This window comes from Pseudomonas sp., from assembly GCF_028293835.1.
GTDB lineage: Bacteria > Pseudomonadota > Gammaproteobacteria > Pseudomonadales > Pseudomonadaceae > Aquipseudomonas.
On record NZ_JAQGNX010000037.1, the window covers coordinates 17588 to 32774 of the forward strand.

9 protein-coding genes are annotated in these 15187 nt (G+C 56.5%); 6 read left to right on the plus strand and 3 right to left on the minus strand.

The genetic code is table 11. The features are described from left to right. Positions 1-165: 165 nt before the first annotated feature. From JWR17_RS04685 to guaA, 4 genes are all read left to right on the plus strand, one after another. Positions 166-957, plus strand: a complete 792-nt coding sequence (locus JWR17_RS04685) for a sulfite exporter TauE/SafE family protein (RefSeq protein WP_299828781.1) — start codon at positions 166-168, stop codon at positions 955-957. A 58-nt stretch (positions 958-1015) separates the two neighbouring features. Continuing rightward, entirely contained in the window at positions 1016-1564 is a 549-nt protein-coding gene (locus JWR17_RS04690; protein ID WP_299828783.1) for a sugar ABC transporter ATPase, read from the plus strand. A gap of 341 nt (positions 1565-1905) precedes the next feature. Continuing rightward, on the plus strand, positions 1906-3375 hold the full coding sequence (gene guaB, locus JWR17_RS04695; RefSeq protein ID WP_299828785.1) for an IMP dehydrogenase: 1470 nt from the start codon (positions 1906-1908) through the stop codon (positions 3373-3375). Between the two features lie 167 nt (positions 3376-3542). Beyond that, the gene (gene guaA, locus JWR17_RS04700) at positions 3543-5120 is read left to right on the plus strand and encodes a glutamine-hydrolyzing GMP synthase (protein ID WP_299828787.1); all 1578 of its coding nucleotides are present in this window, start codon (positions 3543-3545) and stop codon (positions 5118-5120) included. A gap of 173 nt (positions 5121-5293) precedes the next feature. On the opposite strand, the gene JWR17_RS04705 is transcribed toward guaA, so the two are convergent. Both JWR17_RS04705 and JWR17_RS04710 read right to left on the minus strand, forming a co-directional pair. Next, complete coding sequence (locus tag JWR17_RS04705) at positions 5294-8242, minus strand: membrane-targeted effector domain-containing toxin (protein WP_299828789.1); 2949 nt, start codon at positions 8240-8242, stop codon at positions 5294-5296. Between the two features lie 180 nt (positions 8243-8422). Continuing rightward, positions 8423-11371 (minus strand): membrane-targeted effector domain-containing toxin, encoded by a 2949-nt coding sequence (locus JWR17_RS04710; RefSeq protein ID WP_299828791.1) that lies wholly within the window; start codon positions 11369-11371, stop codon positions 8423-8425. 237 nt (positions 11372-11608) lie between these two features. Between JWR17_RS04710 and JWR17_RS04715 the strand changes: the two genes are divergently transcribed. Next, the gene (locus tag JWR17_RS04715; RefSeq protein ID WP_299828793.1) at positions 11609-12982 is read left to right on the plus strand and encodes a multicopper oxidase family protein; all 1374 of its coding nucleotides are present in this window, start codon (positions 11609-11611) and stop codon (positions 12980-12982) included. Beyond that, positions 12982-13470 carry a tRNA adenosine(34) deaminase TadA gene (tadA, locus tag JWR17_RS04720; protein WP_299828795.1) on the plus strand — a complete coding sequence of 163 codons (489 nt, stop codon included), beginning with the start codon at positions 12982-12984 and terminating at the stop codon, positions 13468-13470. The genes JWR17_RS04715 and tadA overlap by 1 nt, the downstream gene beginning before the upstream one ends. A gap of 101 nt (positions 13471-13571) precedes the next feature. Here tadA and mltF read toward each other — a convergent pair whose 3' ends face one another. Next, the gene (gene mltF / locus JWR17_RS04725) at positions 13572-15038 is read right to left on the minus strand and encodes a membrane-bound lytic murein transglycosylase MltF (protein WP_299828797.1); all 1467 of its coding nucleotides are present in this window, start codon (positions 15036-15038) and stop codon (positions 13572-13574) included. Positions 15039-15187: the final 149 nt, after the last annotated feature.

Consider the following 15187-nt stretch of genomic DNA (forward strand, 5'->3'; position numbering starts at 1 on the left):
CGGCATGATACACGGAGCAGGCAACGTGATCCTCTGTAGGAGCCAACTTGTTGGCGAGGCGGCGTTTCAGGCAGACCCTATTCATATTCTCGCCAACACGTTGGTTCCTACAGGGAAGCTGAACCTTGCTACAGTCAGCGCCCCTGCATTCACGGACGTGCTCCCATGGTCTTTTCCGATATCGCCACGCTGTTCAATCACCTGGCTTTTACGCCGCTTGACTGGGTGTTGATTGAACTGGGCGTCGTAGGGGCTTATATCGTGTTCGGCATTGCCGGGTTCGGCACTGCCCTGATCGCTGGGCCGGTGTTAATCAACTTCATGCCGCTGTCCCGGATCATTCCGTTGCTGGTGTTGCTGGACTTCATTGCAGCGTTCGGCAACCTGCTGCCTTCGCGCAAATCCCTGGTCAAAGCCGAACTGTTGCGCTTGCTGCCATGCATGGCGGTAGGCTGCACCCTGGGCGTGGTGTTTCTGCTTAACCTTCAGTCCAATGTGTTGCTGTTGTTGATGGGGCTGTTTATCACCACCTATGCCCTGTACACCCTGCTGATCAAGGCACGCCCGGCTCAGCTCGCGGTAGGTTGGGCGATACCGATGGGTACTGTGGGCGGGTTGTTCGGCGCACTGTTTGGCAGTGGCGGCTTCTTATATGCGATCTACCTCAATAGCCGCTTATCCTCCAAGGAGCAAGTGCGGGCCACCCAAGCCGCGCTGATCAGTTGCAGTACCATCGTGCGTTTAAGCTTATTCATCATCGCCGGGGTTTATGCGGATGTTTCCTTGTTGTTATTGGCCGCATGCCTGTTTCCGGCGATGGCATTGGGCTCTTGGATCGGCCGCTCCCTGACCAACAAGCTGTCCCGCGAGGCGTTTGTGCGATTGATCACATGGTTGGTATTGGCCAGCGGTATTGCGCTGATTGGCCGCTATATTTCTCTAACAGCCGGCACTTGACCTGACCTCGCGAGGGATTAAGCTGCCGGGTTCTTAACGCGTCACAACAGGCAGTAGCATGAATTCGCAAAGCATCATCGTCCCGAAAATCTCCACGCTGGCGGTTCATGAACCCCGGGCGCGGGCTATCGTGCGTTGGCTGGTGCGCAAAAATATCGTCGAAGAAGCGCCGACCACCTGTGGCCGCAGCGGTAATCGCATGGCCCATGCCATTGCGCCGGGCGCGGCCAGCGTCGTATTGCACCCGGAAGCCTTGCCGTTCAATGAGCCGGTCAATGGCCTGGAAGTCATCACCCATCGCTGCATTTACACACCGGCCAAGGGGTTTTTAGAAGAAGCAGGCTGCGCCGAGTGCCGTAAAGAAGTCGGCGAAGCGCTGTTCGAAAGCCTGGAAGACTGGATGCCAGGGCGCACCGACAACTTCGTCTGCCCGGAATGCGGGCACGAAGACGACATCAACGGGTTCCTGTTCTTGCAGCCCTGCGCGTTTTCCAACCTGGGCTTTATTTTCAACAACTGGGCTGAAGCCGGATTCAAACAGGACTTCATCGACGAATTCGCCGATTGGCTGGACAACCCGGTGGCGTGGGTCAAGGTTGAGCTCTGACTGGCGCACCTCTAAAAAACCAATAAGTTATTGAAATTAAAGGTATTTGTAGGAGAGCGCTTGCCGGCGATGGAGCGCGAAGCGGTCCAGGTGCCGAACGCAGTTCTAACGGAAGAATATACATTCGCTGGATTACGACTGCTGCGCAGCTGACGTGAGAACACAGTTGCTACAGTGTCCGTATTTGCGGCTCGACGGCACGCGTCGAAGATTGGGTATCGCAAACGAGCGTAAATGACCGCTCTGGAGCTCAATGAATAATAGCCCAAGGTTTACATTGAGCCGAAGGGTCTGTCTGGGTATAATGGCGCGCTTCCAATTTCCCGCTCGGGAGCCCCCGCATGCTGCGTATCAGCCAAGAAGCTCTAACCTTCGACGACATTCTCTTAGTGCCCGGTTATTCCGAGGTACTTCCTAACGAAGTTAGTTTGAAGACACGTTTGACACGTGGCATCGAGCTCAACATTCCGCTGGTTTCGGCCGCAATGGATACCGTGACCGAAGCCCGATTGGCAATTGCCATGGCTCAGGAAGGCGGCATCGGCATTATCCACAAGAACATGACCATCGAGCAGCAAGCTGCCGAAGTGCGCAAGGTCAAGAAGTTCGAAGCGGGCGTCGTGAAAGACCCAATCACCATCGAGGCCGACGCCACGGTTCGTGACCTCTTCGAACTGACGCGCCTGCACAACATTTCCGGCGTACCTGTACTGCACGATGGCGACCTGGTCGGCATCGTGACGTCCCGCGACGTGCGCTTCGAAAACCGTCTGGACGCCAAGGTCCGCGAAGTGATGACGCCTAAAGAGCGTTTGGTCACCGTGCGTGAAGGCGCCGACAAGTACGAAGTGCGTGAATTGCTGCACAAGCATCGTCTGGAAAAAGTCCTGATCGTCGACGCCAGTTTCGCGCTCAAAGGCATGATGACGGTCAAGGACATCGAAAAAGCCAAGGCCTATCCATTGGCCAGCAAGGATGACCAGGGTCGCCTGCGCGTCGGCGCTGCAGTCGGCACCGGCAAAGACACTGGCGAACGCGTTGCGGCCCTGGTGCTGGCAGGCGTTGATGTAGTGGTGGTCGACACTGCCCACGGACATTCCAAAGGTGTTATTGACCGCGTCCGCTGGGTCAAGGAAAACTTCCCCGACGTACAAGTCATTGGCGGCAACATCGCCACTGGCGCTGCCGCCAAGGCATTGGTTGCCGCTGGCGCTGACGCGGTAAAGGTCGGCATCGGTCCTGGCTCCATTTGCACTACGCGCATCGTCGCCGGTGTAGGCGTCCCGCAAATCAGCGCCATCGCCAACGTGGCCGCTGCCCTTGAAGGCACCGGCGTTCCGTTGATCGCCGACGGCGGCATCCGTTACTCGGGCGACCTGTCCAAAGCCATCGTCGCCGGCGCTTCCAGCGTCATGATGGGTTCGATGTTTGCCGGTACCGAAGAGGCTCCCGGAGAAATCGAACTGTTCCAGGGTCGCTCGTACAAGGCCTACCGCGGCATGGGTTCGCTGGGCGCCATGTCCCAGGTTCAGGGCTCGTCGGACCGTTACTTCCAGGATTCTTCGGAAGGCGCCGAGAAGCTGGTGCCTGAAGGCATCGAAGGCCGCGTTGCCTATAAAGGCTCGTTGACCGCCATCGTTCACCAACTGATGGGTGGCCTGCGTTCCTCCATGGGCTACACCGGCAGCGCCGACATCGAAGAAATGCGCACCAAGCCAGAATTTGTGCGTATTACCGGTGCCGGGATGGCTGAGTCCCACGTCCATGACGTGCAGATCACCAAAGAAGCGCCGAACTACCGCGTCGGCTAACAACGCAATTAGCTGTCCCTGCAGGAGCGAAGTCATTCGCGAAAAAGCAACAACACGGTCTGCCAGACAAACCGTGTCGTCCGCTTCGCGAATGGATTCGGTCCCACGGGTAATCGGGGCTGCTTTAGCAGCCCCGTGTTATTTCCGAATTCCACGAGAGAAGAGTCATGGCCCTCGACATTCACGCCCACCGCATTCTGATCCTCGACTTCGGTTCGCAGTACACCCAACTGATCGCCCGTCGTGTGCGAGAAATTGGTGTGTATTGCGAGCTACATCCGTTCGACATGGACGATGAAGCGATCCGCGAATTCAATCCGCGCGGGATCATCCTCGCTGGCGGCCCGGAGTCTGTTCATGAAGCGGGCAGCCCACGGGCGCCGCAAGCGTGTTTCGACCTGAACGTTCCCATCTTCGGCATCTGCTACGGCATGCAGACCATGGCCGAGCAGTTGGGCGGTCGCGTGCAAGGCTCCGAGATGCGCGAGTTCGGTTACGCCCGTGTTGATGTAGTCGGCAAAAGCCGCATCCTTGATGGCATCGAAGATCACATAGACCTCGACGGTGTTCTCGGCCTCGACGTCTGGATGAGCCATGGCGATAAAGTCACTGAAATTCCAGAAGGCTTCCATCTGTTGGCCAGCACCCCAAGCTGCCCGATCGCTGGCATGGCCGATGACACACGCGGCTACTACGGCGTGCAGTTCCACCCGGAAGTGACCCACACCAAGCAGGGCGGGCGCATTCTGTCGCGCTTTATCCTCGACATCTGCGGCTGCGAAGCGCTGTGGACGCCATCGCATATCGCTGACGACGCCATCGCCAGCATTCGCGCTCAAGTGGGCACCGACAACGTACTGCTCGGCCTGTCTGGGGGCGTGGATTCTTCGGTAGTCGCCGCCCTGCTGCACAAAGCCATCGGCGATCAGCTGACCTGCGTGTTTGTCGACAACGGCTTGTTGCGCTTGCATGAAGGCGAGCAAGTGATGGCCATGTTCGCCGAGAACATGGGAGTCAAAGTGATTCGGGCCAACGCTGCGGACCAGTTCCTCGGCAACCTGGCAGGCGAAAGCGACCCAGAGAAGAAGCGCAAAATCATCGGTCGTACCTTCATCGATGTGTTCGACGCCGAATCCTGCAAGCTGGACAACATCAAGTACCTGGCCCAAGGCACCATCTACCCGGACGTGATCGAGTCGGCTGGCGCGAAAAGCGGCAAGGCCCATGTGATCAAGTCGCACCACAACGTGGGCGGTTTGCCGGACGAGATGAACCTCAAGCTGGTCGAGCCACTGCGCGAACTGTTCAAGGATGAAGTCCGTCGTTTGGGCCTCGAACTCGGTCTGCCTTACGACATGGTTTACCGTCACCCATTCCCTGGTCCAGGCCTGGGCGTGCGGATTCTCGGTGAAGTGAAAAAGGAATACGCCGACCTGTTGCGTCGTGCTGACCATATCTTCATCGAAGAACTGCGCAAGGCCGACTGGTATCACAAAGTCAGCCAAGCGTTCGTGGTGTTCCAGCCAGTGAAATCGGTCGGCGTGGTGGGCGATGCTCGTCGCTACGCATGGGTCGTTGCCCTGCGCGCCGTTGAAACCATCGACTTCATGACCGCACGCTGGGCGCACCTGCCCTACGAGCTGCTTGAGGTTGTCAGCGGCCGTATCATCAATGAAATCGAAGGCATCTCCCGCGTCACCTACGACGTGTCGAGCAAACCGCCAGCGACCATTGAGTGGGAATGATCTCCAATAGATGTCGCAAAAAAACCGCTGATTTTTGATCAGCGGTTTTTTTTACGGCTCGCAGCGTAGCTGCGGGTGATACCGCTGAAGGTCGTACCGATCCAATCGCAGCCTTCTGCAGTTCCTACACATTCTGCATTTATGTGGATTGCGGTTTGCCTATAAATAACGGGCTAGTGAACCCACGTCATGCCCATCAACGTCAGCGCGTCCACCAGTTGGCGAACGCTGTCATAGCGCCTGCCGCTGATGTAGATCCATTTCGGTCGCAGGATATAAAAATGCCCGTCCTCGGACTGGATGGGGGTGCGAACCAGCACGTTTTCTCCACTGCGGTGAATCAAGACCGGTTGACCCGTTGAGCTGTCGATGGTGAACATGCCTGCCTGAACCAACCAGTCGCTATCCATGCTCAGTGGGGTATCGCTTGGGCGCGTTCCCATTTGTAGTCGCAGGTCGCTTTTTACAAACCCGGCGTTCGCCCCCATTGCAGTAGTCATACCGGCGCCAGGGTCAACCTCGATGCCACTGGAACGTCCTTTACTGACGTCTTCAATTCGCAGACCGATGGCGCCTTCTAGTTCGCTTACGCCGGGCACGCCTTTGAACGTATTGGCGTGGCTATTGCCAACCAGCGCCACCCAATTGCCAGCGCCGTGAGCAGTTTGATCGGCACGGATGACGAGCCGAGCAAAATAATTCATTGCTTGCTGGCGAAGCGTTTTAGTGTGGTCAGGTAATCCTGCCAGCCTGTAACTGGCCATGCAGTCGATGGCACGGATGCGAATATGATGTTCGTTGGCCGCCTTGACCAGCGCGAGAAAGGTGAATTGGCCGCTGGGGTCCGTACGGTGTCCGATATCCAAACTCTTGAGATACCGTTTCAGGCCCTTGGGCATGCTCCCTGTTCGGGAGAACGCGTCTAGCTCAACCTGATGGAAATCTGTTAGCAGATGCTCCATGTACAGCGTCTTGACCTTCAACTTGGCCAGCTGCGGCATGCTCTCAATCAGCAATTTTTTGCTGCCAATGCTTGCATGATTTTCGCCGATGACCAGGCCCGACGATTTTTCGAAAATCTGTTTAAAGATATCTTTGCTGTTAGCCGTGGCTTTTATCGCCGGGATTTCAGGCCGAGGGGGTAATCCCGGGTTGGCGAAAAAGGCAGAAACGTCTGCGGCCAAGCGCTTTCGAATTATCCTGAATGCCACGTAAGGGTCACGCCAGCCAGGGGCGAGATTTACTCGTTCACCGCTGAGTACTTTGGGGTCGGCACCCTCGGCACCGGCTCGTAAATCTGCTTTTTCCACGTCCGATACATCATAGGGATAAACGACAGGGTCCACCTCAGGCGTCACCGCGGCGGCCCGCCCCCAGGGCATTCTGCCAAAAATTTTACCGCCACCTTTAAGTCCACCAGCCAGTACGGGCTCCCACTCGCCAGCAGCATTCAAACCCACGGGTAAGTTTCGGTAAAACGAGAAAGGGTTGGTCGGGTCGATGATCACCCAGCGTTTCATCTCGTTGACGTAGCGTACGGCGTACGCAAAGCCATTCATGGGGATATAGGTTTGACCCATTTCCAGCTCATAAACGCCGAGCATCTTGCCCTCGCTTGAGGGTACATAACCGTCGAGCAGTACGTTGGTTTCGAACGGCGTCAACAACGCGTCAGCTTCCACCGGATAAACCGGTCCTGGCGCCAGGGTTGCAAGTTCACCAGCGATGGCCGGGTGGTCGACAGGCAGCGGCGGCCCAACGTCTACTTCGTGTATCGCAGGGTCCACTGCGCCTTCGCCTTCTACGGACTCTCCACCCAGGCCGACTAGAAACAGACTGTTAAACAATGTATCCACACCGCTGAGAATGGCACCAATGACTCCGGCCCTGCGTTCAGCCGTTGTGTGGCCAGTGACCGCTTGATCAATGTTCAGGCCAGTGTTCGAAACGCCAGCGCCGACGGCTACTAACGCGACCGGCCAATCCAGTGCGGCCAGTCCGCCAGCGATCCGCGAGAAATTGCCGAGAAAACCGATCCACATCTGTTTTCTCAGGTCAGCATTGGAGTGCAGGGAGACGTAAGCGTCCTCGGTCATTCGAGCCTTCGCTGAGTCGCGCAGCCAGGTGAACGCATCGCCGGTAATGGTGTGATCGTTTTGGTTGATCAGACCAGGGCCAGGCGCACCCCACTGGCTGAACATCAAGTCGATCATGTGGTTCAAGCCCACGGCGCTGTCAGTTTCCAGATGGCTGGATAAAGGAAAGTGCGCCATGAACTCGGCGCGGTTGGTGGCTCGGTTGGTTTGCGACATGACCCACCACTGCAGATCGTCCGGGGTTTCAAACCCATGAAACGCGTCAATATTGCCTGGCACGTAGAGCAGCTGCCGACCGTTCCGGTCGACGATACGCAGGATATTGCTGGCGACGATACCGGCGATATCAAAGCTGCAAACCCGCAGAGAATCGACGGGAGACGCCTCGGACATGAGCTCAGGAATGCCCATCGGCCAGGTGGCCTCGCCGCAGGTGGCTTTAACGACGGTGTTAAAGTTCGCTTCAGACAGCGAGCCACTTTCCCGTTCTTCCAGTGCTTTGGCGAGGAAGTTGCCTTTAGCCATGGTTCGGAAGTCATCTGCGCATTTTTGCCAGAAAGCATTCAGTTTCGTCGAGTAGCGAGCGCTGAAGTCTATTTCCCAAAGGTCATTAAGCACGTCGGCAGGCAGCAGCCTGACTTCGTTAGTTTCATTGAATATCCTGGCCGACGGACCCGCTGTATAGAAGCCGCCAATGACTTGAAGGTCGAGCACGTTATCTTGGTCATGGGCGTTAAATCGACGCATCACCAGCTGCGGGAGGGTCAGGGATTCGATGGGTGGATCGTAGTGTTGCCAGCCGTTGAATGTCTGCGGGCTGCTGACGGAAGTAGTGAAGCGGTGCCAGTAGACATGATCGGGTTCGATAAACGCGCCGATGCGTTTTTCGAGGATCTCGATGGCTGCTTCCCGGGCCATTTGCAGCATGTCTGGGCAGTTCCAGACGAGGTCTTCAGCAATAGTCTGGAGGACGGATTGGTCTACAGTGGCGTTGTTTGAGGCTGTAGTTGTTTCAGGCGAGAGCATGTTCTTCATCCATGAATAAAGGTGGAACGTCATCGTGACGGATGTCTTTACCCATTGAGTAATAGGTATTTATCGGATATGTAACGGGTAAGACGGGTGCTGCTGTTGCGAAAAAACCCGCTAAGAATCAGCGGGTTTTTTTTGCGTGAGGGCAGTCAGCGTTGGCTGCCGTTTAGCAGGCTAGTGAACCCATTTCATACCCATCAATTTCAGAGCGTTTACGAGTTCACGGATGCTGTCGAAACGCCGTCCGCTGACGTATGGCCATTTCGGCCTTTCGATATAAAAATGCCCGGCTTGCGAGTGAATCGGCGTGTGGACCGGGACGTTTGTTGAATCGCGATGTATCAGCATCAGCTGATCGCCAGTTCTGTTGATAGTGAACATGCCCGCCCGGGTCAATCGATCAACGGACACGCCCAGCGACGTAGCGCTTGTGGCCAGTTCCATCTGCAGCCTTAGGTCGCTTCGAACAAACCCTGTTTCGTTTGCCGAGCCAACAGGCAAGCGTTCACCGGGATCTGCTTGAATTCCACTGGATTGGCCGTTGCCGACGTCTTCAACTCGCAGGCTAATGGCGCCCTCCAATTCGCTGATTCCGGGCACTCCGTTGTAAGTGCTGGCGTGGCTACTGCCTACTAGCGCTACCCAGTTTGTTGCGCCGCGGGCTGTTTTGTCTGCGTGAATAACGGTTCGGGCAAAATAATTCATAAGCTTTTGGCGAAGCTGGCCGCTTGGGTTCGGCATTCCGCCGAGCCTGTAACTCGCCATGCAGTCTATTGCCCGCACGCGAATATGATTTTTGTTGGCTACCTTAACCAATTCCAGAAAAGTGAATTGGCCGCTGGGGTCAGTACGGTGGCCGATGTCCAGCTTTTTGAGATAACGCTCAAGCCCTTCGGGCATATTCCCGGTACGGGAAAAAATATCGAGGTCAGTCTGATGGAAGTCTGTGAGAAGGTGTTCCAAGTACAGCGTTTTGACCTTCAGCTTGGCCAGTTGCGGCATGTTTTCAATGAGCAGTTGTTTGCTGCCAATACTGGCGTGGCTTTCTCCGATCACCAGGCCCGAGGTTTTCTGAAAGATTTTTTTGAATCCATACTTAGCCCCGGTCGTGGCCTCCATTACCGGCAGTCCCGGCCTGGGTGGGATGTCCGGGTGTGTATAAAAAGCTGAGGCGTCCGCCAGTAACCGCTCTCTGATGGCCCTGAAGTTGACATAGGGGTTACGCCAAGCGGGATCCACGCTTTGACGTTCACCACTGAGCACCTTGTTGTCCGAACCCTCGGCACCGGCTTGTAGATCTGCTTTCTCTGAATCCGCGACGTCGTATGGACTGACAAAGGGCTCGGCCAGAAGCGCTCCCCCGGTTGCCTGGCCCCAAGGTAATCTGCCAAGGACCTTGCCGCCGCCTTTAAGCCCACTGCCAACGGACGGCTCCCATTTGCCGAGGGCATTCAACCGAACGGGTAAATTGCGGTAAAACGAGTATGGCTGGGCCGGATCAACGATCACCCAGCTTTTTATCTCGTTGACATAGCGCACCCTGTAGGCGAGGTTGCCTATGGAGACATACGTTTCGCCGTTACTCTGCACGGAGATACCGCGCATTACGCCATCGCCCGCTGGCGCAAAGTCTTTAAGCAAGGCGTTGGTTTCGAAGGGTGCCAACAGTGCATCGCCCGCAACGGGATAAACCGGGCCGGGTGCTATCGCTTCAACGTCAGCGACTGAGCCTTGGTAATCACTAGGCTCGAATGAGGCGCCGCCTGCCTCGGGAGGGTCCGGATGCAGCGCCGCGTCGCTTTCTGCTGGCCTTGTTCTCAGGCCGACCAAAAAGGGTGCGTTGAACAACGCATCAATGCTGTCGAGAATGGCACCGATCACTCCTGCCTTGCGTTCAGCGGTAGTGTGGCCGTTTACCGCTTGATCGATGTTCATGCCAGTGTTCGTCAAGTCAGCCCCTACCGCCACCAACGCCACTGGCCAATCCAATGTGGCCATCCCACCGGCGATCCTCGAGAAGTTACCGAGATAGCCGACCCACATCTGTTTCCTCAGGTCGGCATTGGAGCGCAGGGAAACGTAAGCGTCATCAGTCATCCGGTTTCTTGCCGAGTCGCGCATCCAGTTGAAAGCATCGCCGGTAATGGCCTGTTCTTTCTGGTTGATCAGGCCTGGGCCGGGTGCGCCCCATTGGCTAAACATCACGTCGATCAGGTGATTCAAACCCACGGCACTGTCGGTTTGAAGGTGGCTGGATAAGGGGAAGTGCGCCATGAACCGGGCGCGGTTCGGCGCTCGGCTGGTTTGCGACATGACCCACCATTGCAGGTCGTCCGGGGTTTCAAACCCATGAAATGCACCGCTGTCGCCCGGTACGTAGAGCAATTGCCTGCCGGAGGCGTCAACGATGCGCAGGATATTACTGGCAACGATACCGGCGATGTCAAAGGTGCAAACCCGCAGATTTTCGGCTGGAGGACTCGCCGACTCCAGTTGCTCCAGGCTGACCGGCCAGGAAACGTTGCCACAGACCGCCTTGACGACTGTGTTGAAATTTTTTTCAGACAACCCACCGCTGTTGCGTTCCTCCAGCGCCCTGGCGAGAAAATTTGCCTTGGCCATGGTCCGAAAGTCATCTGCGTGGTCGTGCCAAAAGTCATTCAGTTGTCCCGTATAACGGGCGCTGAAATCGATTTGCCAAAGGTCGCTCAGCACGTTGGCGGGTAACATTCGGACTTCGTTTGTGTCATTAAAAACCTTGGCTGACGGCCCCGCAGTGTAAAAGCCTCCAATCACCTGGAGATCAAGTACATCGTCTTGGTCATCGGCGAAAAATCGGCGCATGACCAGTTGCGGCAGCGTCAGGGATTCAATGGGTGGATCGAAGTGCTGCCAACCGTTAAACGTTCGTGGGCTGCTGACCGAGGTGGCAAAGCGGTGCCAGTAAATCTGGTCGGGTTCGATATAAAATCCGACATGGTTTTCCACGATTGTTTTTGCAGCGTCCCGCGCCATTTGCAGCATGTCCGGACACGCCCGGACCAGTCGCTGGCCCGTGCTGTTGAGCGCCAACTGGACAGGGCTGGCAGCGGATGATTGTCGAGAGGTTTCAGGTGAGGGCATCGTCATTCATTCATAAAAAAGCAGAGCTTGAGCGTGATTGATTTGTTTATCGGTTTTGCACTAATCATTTATCGGGATGAAAAAATATAAAACGGGCTAGTCATCTGGAATAACAGGTTGCAAGCCACTGCGTTTTGCCTGACGCGTGACCCGGTGTATCGTGGTTGCCCTTTTCCAGGCCGTGGTGTTCGACAGCGCGTCGGGCCGGCTTCGTTTCATTCAGGCGTTTTTGTATTCATGTCCTTTACCCGTCGGCAAATGCTCACAGGTTTGATCGGTCTTGCCGCTGTCGGTTTCGGCGCGGGGGGTGCGTCGCGATATTGGCTCGGCCGCCGGGAATCGCCTGCAGGTTCAGTCTACGAACTGATCGCCGCGCCGTTGGACCTTGAGCTGGTACCCGGTCATCAAACTCACGCCTGGGCCTTCGGTGGATCCGCGCCGGGCACCGAGCTGCGAGTGCGGCAAGGCGATTGGCTGCGGGTGCGCTTCATTAATAAGCTGCCGGTGGCCACTACGATTCATTGGCACGGCATCCGCTTGCCGCTGGAAATGGACGGCGTACCTTACGTGTCGCAGTTACCGGTGCTGCCGGGTGAATATTTCGATTATCAGTTCCGCGTACCCGACGCGGGCAGTTTTTGGTATCACCCTCATGTAAACAGCAGCGAGCAACTGGGGCGCGGGTTAGTGGGCGCTTTAATCGTTGAAGAGCGCGAACCCACGGGTTTCAAACACGAACGGACCCTAAGCCTGAAAAGTTGGCACGTAGATGAGGCGGGCGCTTTCACCGACTTCAGTGTGCCCCGGGAAGCGGCCCGAGGCGGTACGGCGGGGCGTTTGTCGACAATCAATGGCGTGCCGCAGGCCGTTATCGATTTGCCCGCAGGACAGATCGTTCGGGTACGCCTGCTCAACCTCGATAACACCCTGACCTATCGTTTGAATGTACCGGATGCCGAAGCGCGAATTTATGCGTTGGACGGCAATCCCATCACGCCGCGCCCGCTGGGCAAGGATTACTGGCTGGGGCCGGGTATGCGTATGTGCCTGGCCATAAGGGCGCCGGCCGCAGGAGAAGAAATTTCGTTGCGCAATGGGCCGATTCGACTGGGCACCTTTCGTTCAGTCGCCAACAGTGGAGCGCTGGGCGACTGGCCAGCCGCGCTGCCGGCCAATCCAATCTCCGAGCCGGATTTGGCCAATGCCGAGAAGCTAAATTTCAACTTTGAGTGGGTGGGGTCGGTTTCTGTCAACGTCGACAAGGGTGCGCCGCCGAGCCTTTGGCAAATCAACGGTAAGGCCTGGGACATCAATGACAAGACCTGTGCTGATCGGCCAATCGCCCAGTTGGTAAAGGGCAAAAGCTATATTTTTGAACTGAAGAACATGACCCAGTATCAACACCCGATTCACCTGCACGGGATGAGCTTCAAGGTCATCGCCTCGGACCGCAAAGCTATCATCCCGTATTTCACCGATACGTATTTGTTAGGTAAAAACGAACGCGCACGCGTGGCGTTGGTGGCTGATAATCCCGGCATCTGGATGTTTCACTGCCATGTGATCGACCACATGGAAACCGGCCTGATGGCCGCAATTGAGGTGTCTTGATGAGGCAGCCACAGATTATTGATCGCAGTCAGGATCGGCACTTTATGCAAGAGGCCCTGGCACTGGCGGCACAAGGCGCGACCCTGGGCGAAGTGCCAGTGGGCGCGGTGGTGGTGCAAAACGGCGAGATCATCGGTCGCGGCTTCAACTGCCCGATCAGTGGCCATGACCCAAGCGCCCATGCGGAAATGGTCGCGGTTCGCGCTGCCGCCCAGGCGCTGGGCAATTATCGGCTGTCAGGCAGCACCCTCTACGTCACCCTCGAACCGTGCAGCATGTGCGCCGGTCTGATCGTGCATTCACGCATCGCTCGGGTGGTGTACGGCGCGCTCGAACCCAAGGCCGGCATCGTTCAGAGCCAAGGGCAGTTTTTTACTCAGGCTTTTCTGAATCATCGGGTGCTATTCGAGGGCGGCGTATTGGCCGAAGAATGCAGCACGATGCTCAGCGAGTTCTTCAAGGCGCGGCGGGCGAAGGCAAAAGGCTGAATACAAAACCTGTAGGAGCCAACCTGTTGGCGAGAATTCAACGCGGTATGCCAGCTATCGCCTCGCCAGCAAGTTGCCCCCGACAGAGGTTCATGGCAGGTCTACAGCGCAGGGTTTTCTTCTTGCGGTGGCTTGGTAGTCTTGTCGACACCGGGCACATGCAGCGCGCCGTCAGCCACCTGACTGCCTTCAAGCTGTGGCTGGGTTACCCAGGTAAGAATGTCGTAGTAGCGACGGATGTTCGCGACAAAAGTTACGGGCTCGCCACCGCGGGCGTAACCGTAGCGGGTTTTGCTGAACCACTTTTTCTGAGCAAGCCGTGGCAGCATCTTTTTTACGTCCAGCCACTTATTGGGGTCTAGCCCCTCGGCTTGCGCTAGCTTTTGGGCATCGTCCAAATGGCCACTGCCAATGTTATACGCGGCCAGCGCCAGCCAGGTTCGATCGGGCTCCTGGATTTTGTCGTCCATTTGATCTTTGATCGAAGCGAAATACTTGGCCCCGCCTTTTATACTTTGCTTCGCATCCAGCCGATTGACCACGCCCATGGCTTGCGCTGTGTTCTGGGTCAACATCATCAGGCCGCGCACACCGGTTTTAGAGGTCACCTCCGGCTGCCATAACGACTCCTGATAACCGATGGCGGCGAGCAGACGCCAATCCACCTGTTCTTCCTTGGCAGACGTACGAAAGTGTTTTTCATACTTCGGCAGACGCTCTTGCAGATGCTGGGCAAACGTCTGGGCGCCGACATAGCCCAACACATCAACGTGCCCGTAATACCGGTCTTTCAAACGCTGAAGCGTGCCGTTCTTTTCAACTTTGTCGAGAAAGTTGTTGATCTCGTTCAACAGGCTATTGTCTTCCCCCGGCGCAACCGCCCAGCGCTGATCGCGACCATCGCCCAAATCGAAGCCGACGCGGACATTAGGGAAGTACACCTGATTCATGGCTAATTCATTCGAGTCGACCAGGGTCAGGTCGATTTGTCCCTCGTCGACCATTCGCAGTAGGTCCACGACTTCAACGGCGTCGGACTCTTCGTATTCCAGCGTAGGCATTGTCAGTTTCAGCGCCGCCAGTTGCTCTGCGTGGCTGCTGCCTTTGAGCACCATGATCTTTTTTCCGATCAAATCTGCGGTGGTCGAAGGTCGGGACTGGCCGTTGCGATAGATAATCTGCGGCGTGACTTGCAGGTAGGGATGGGAGAAGCGCACCTGCAATTTTCGCGAATCTGTCGCCACCAGACCGGCAGCCGCCAGCACTGGGCCGCCAGGTTTGTGCAACTCATCGAATAAATCGTCGATATTGTCTGCGGTCTCGATCTTCAGAGTGACGCCGAGATCTTCGGCGAAACGCTTGACCAATTCGTATTCAAAACCGGTTTCGCCGGTGCGATCCTGAAAATAAGTGGCCGGACTGTTACGAGTTACGACGCGCAAAACGCCATCCTCCTTGACTCGCTCCAGTGTGTTGGGTTTATCAACACAGGCGCTGAGCATCAGGAAGAGTCCGGTTGCGATGAGCCATTTGGCACACAGCGGGCGGAAAGCGGATTGGGAAAACATCGGTGCAGTATACGCAAAGGACCCCCGGCACCATATCTCGACAGAGAAGAGCATGTCTGGTAGAGCAGGGGGTGTTCTCCGGGCACCGACACCCGGCAACGTCAAAAACCACCGTTCTGGGTGCCGAAAGGGGCGGTTTAGGCTAGAAT

Coding starts and splice junctions, on each gene's coding strand:
- JWR17_RS04685 (WP_299828781.1), top strand. CDS start 166: ATGGTCTTTTCCGATATCGCCACGCTGTTCAATCACCTGGCTTTTACG.
- JWR17_RS04690 (WP_299828783.1), top strand. CDS start 1,016: ATGAATTCGCAAAGCATCATCGTCCCGAAAATCTCCACGCTGGCGGTT.
- guaB (WP_299828785.1), top strand. CDS start 1,906: ATGCTGCGTATCAGCCAAGAAGCTCTAACCTTCGACGACATTCTCTTA.
- guaA (WP_299828787.1), top strand. CDS start 3,543: ATGGCCCTCGACATTCACGCCCACCGCATTCTGATCCTCGACTTCGGT.
- JWR17_RS04705 (WP_299828789.1), bottom strand. CDS start 8,242: ATGCTCTCGCCTGAAACAACTACAGCCTCAAACAACGCCACTGTAGAC.
- JWR17_RS04710 (WP_299828791.1), bottom strand. CDS start 11,371: ATGCCCTCACCTGAAACCTCTCGACAATCATCCGCTGCCAGCCCTGTC.
- JWR17_RS04715 (WP_299828793.1), top strand. CDS start 11,609: ATGTCCTTTACCCGTCGGCAAATGCTCACAGGTTTGATCGGTCTTGCC.
- tadA (WP_299828795.1), top strand. CDS start 12,982: ATGAGGCAGCCACAGATTATTGATCGCAGTCAGGATCGGCACTTTATG.
- mltF (WP_299828797.1), bottom strand. CDS start 15,038: ATGTTTTCCCAATCCGCTTTCCGCCCGCTGTGTGCCAAATGGCTCATC.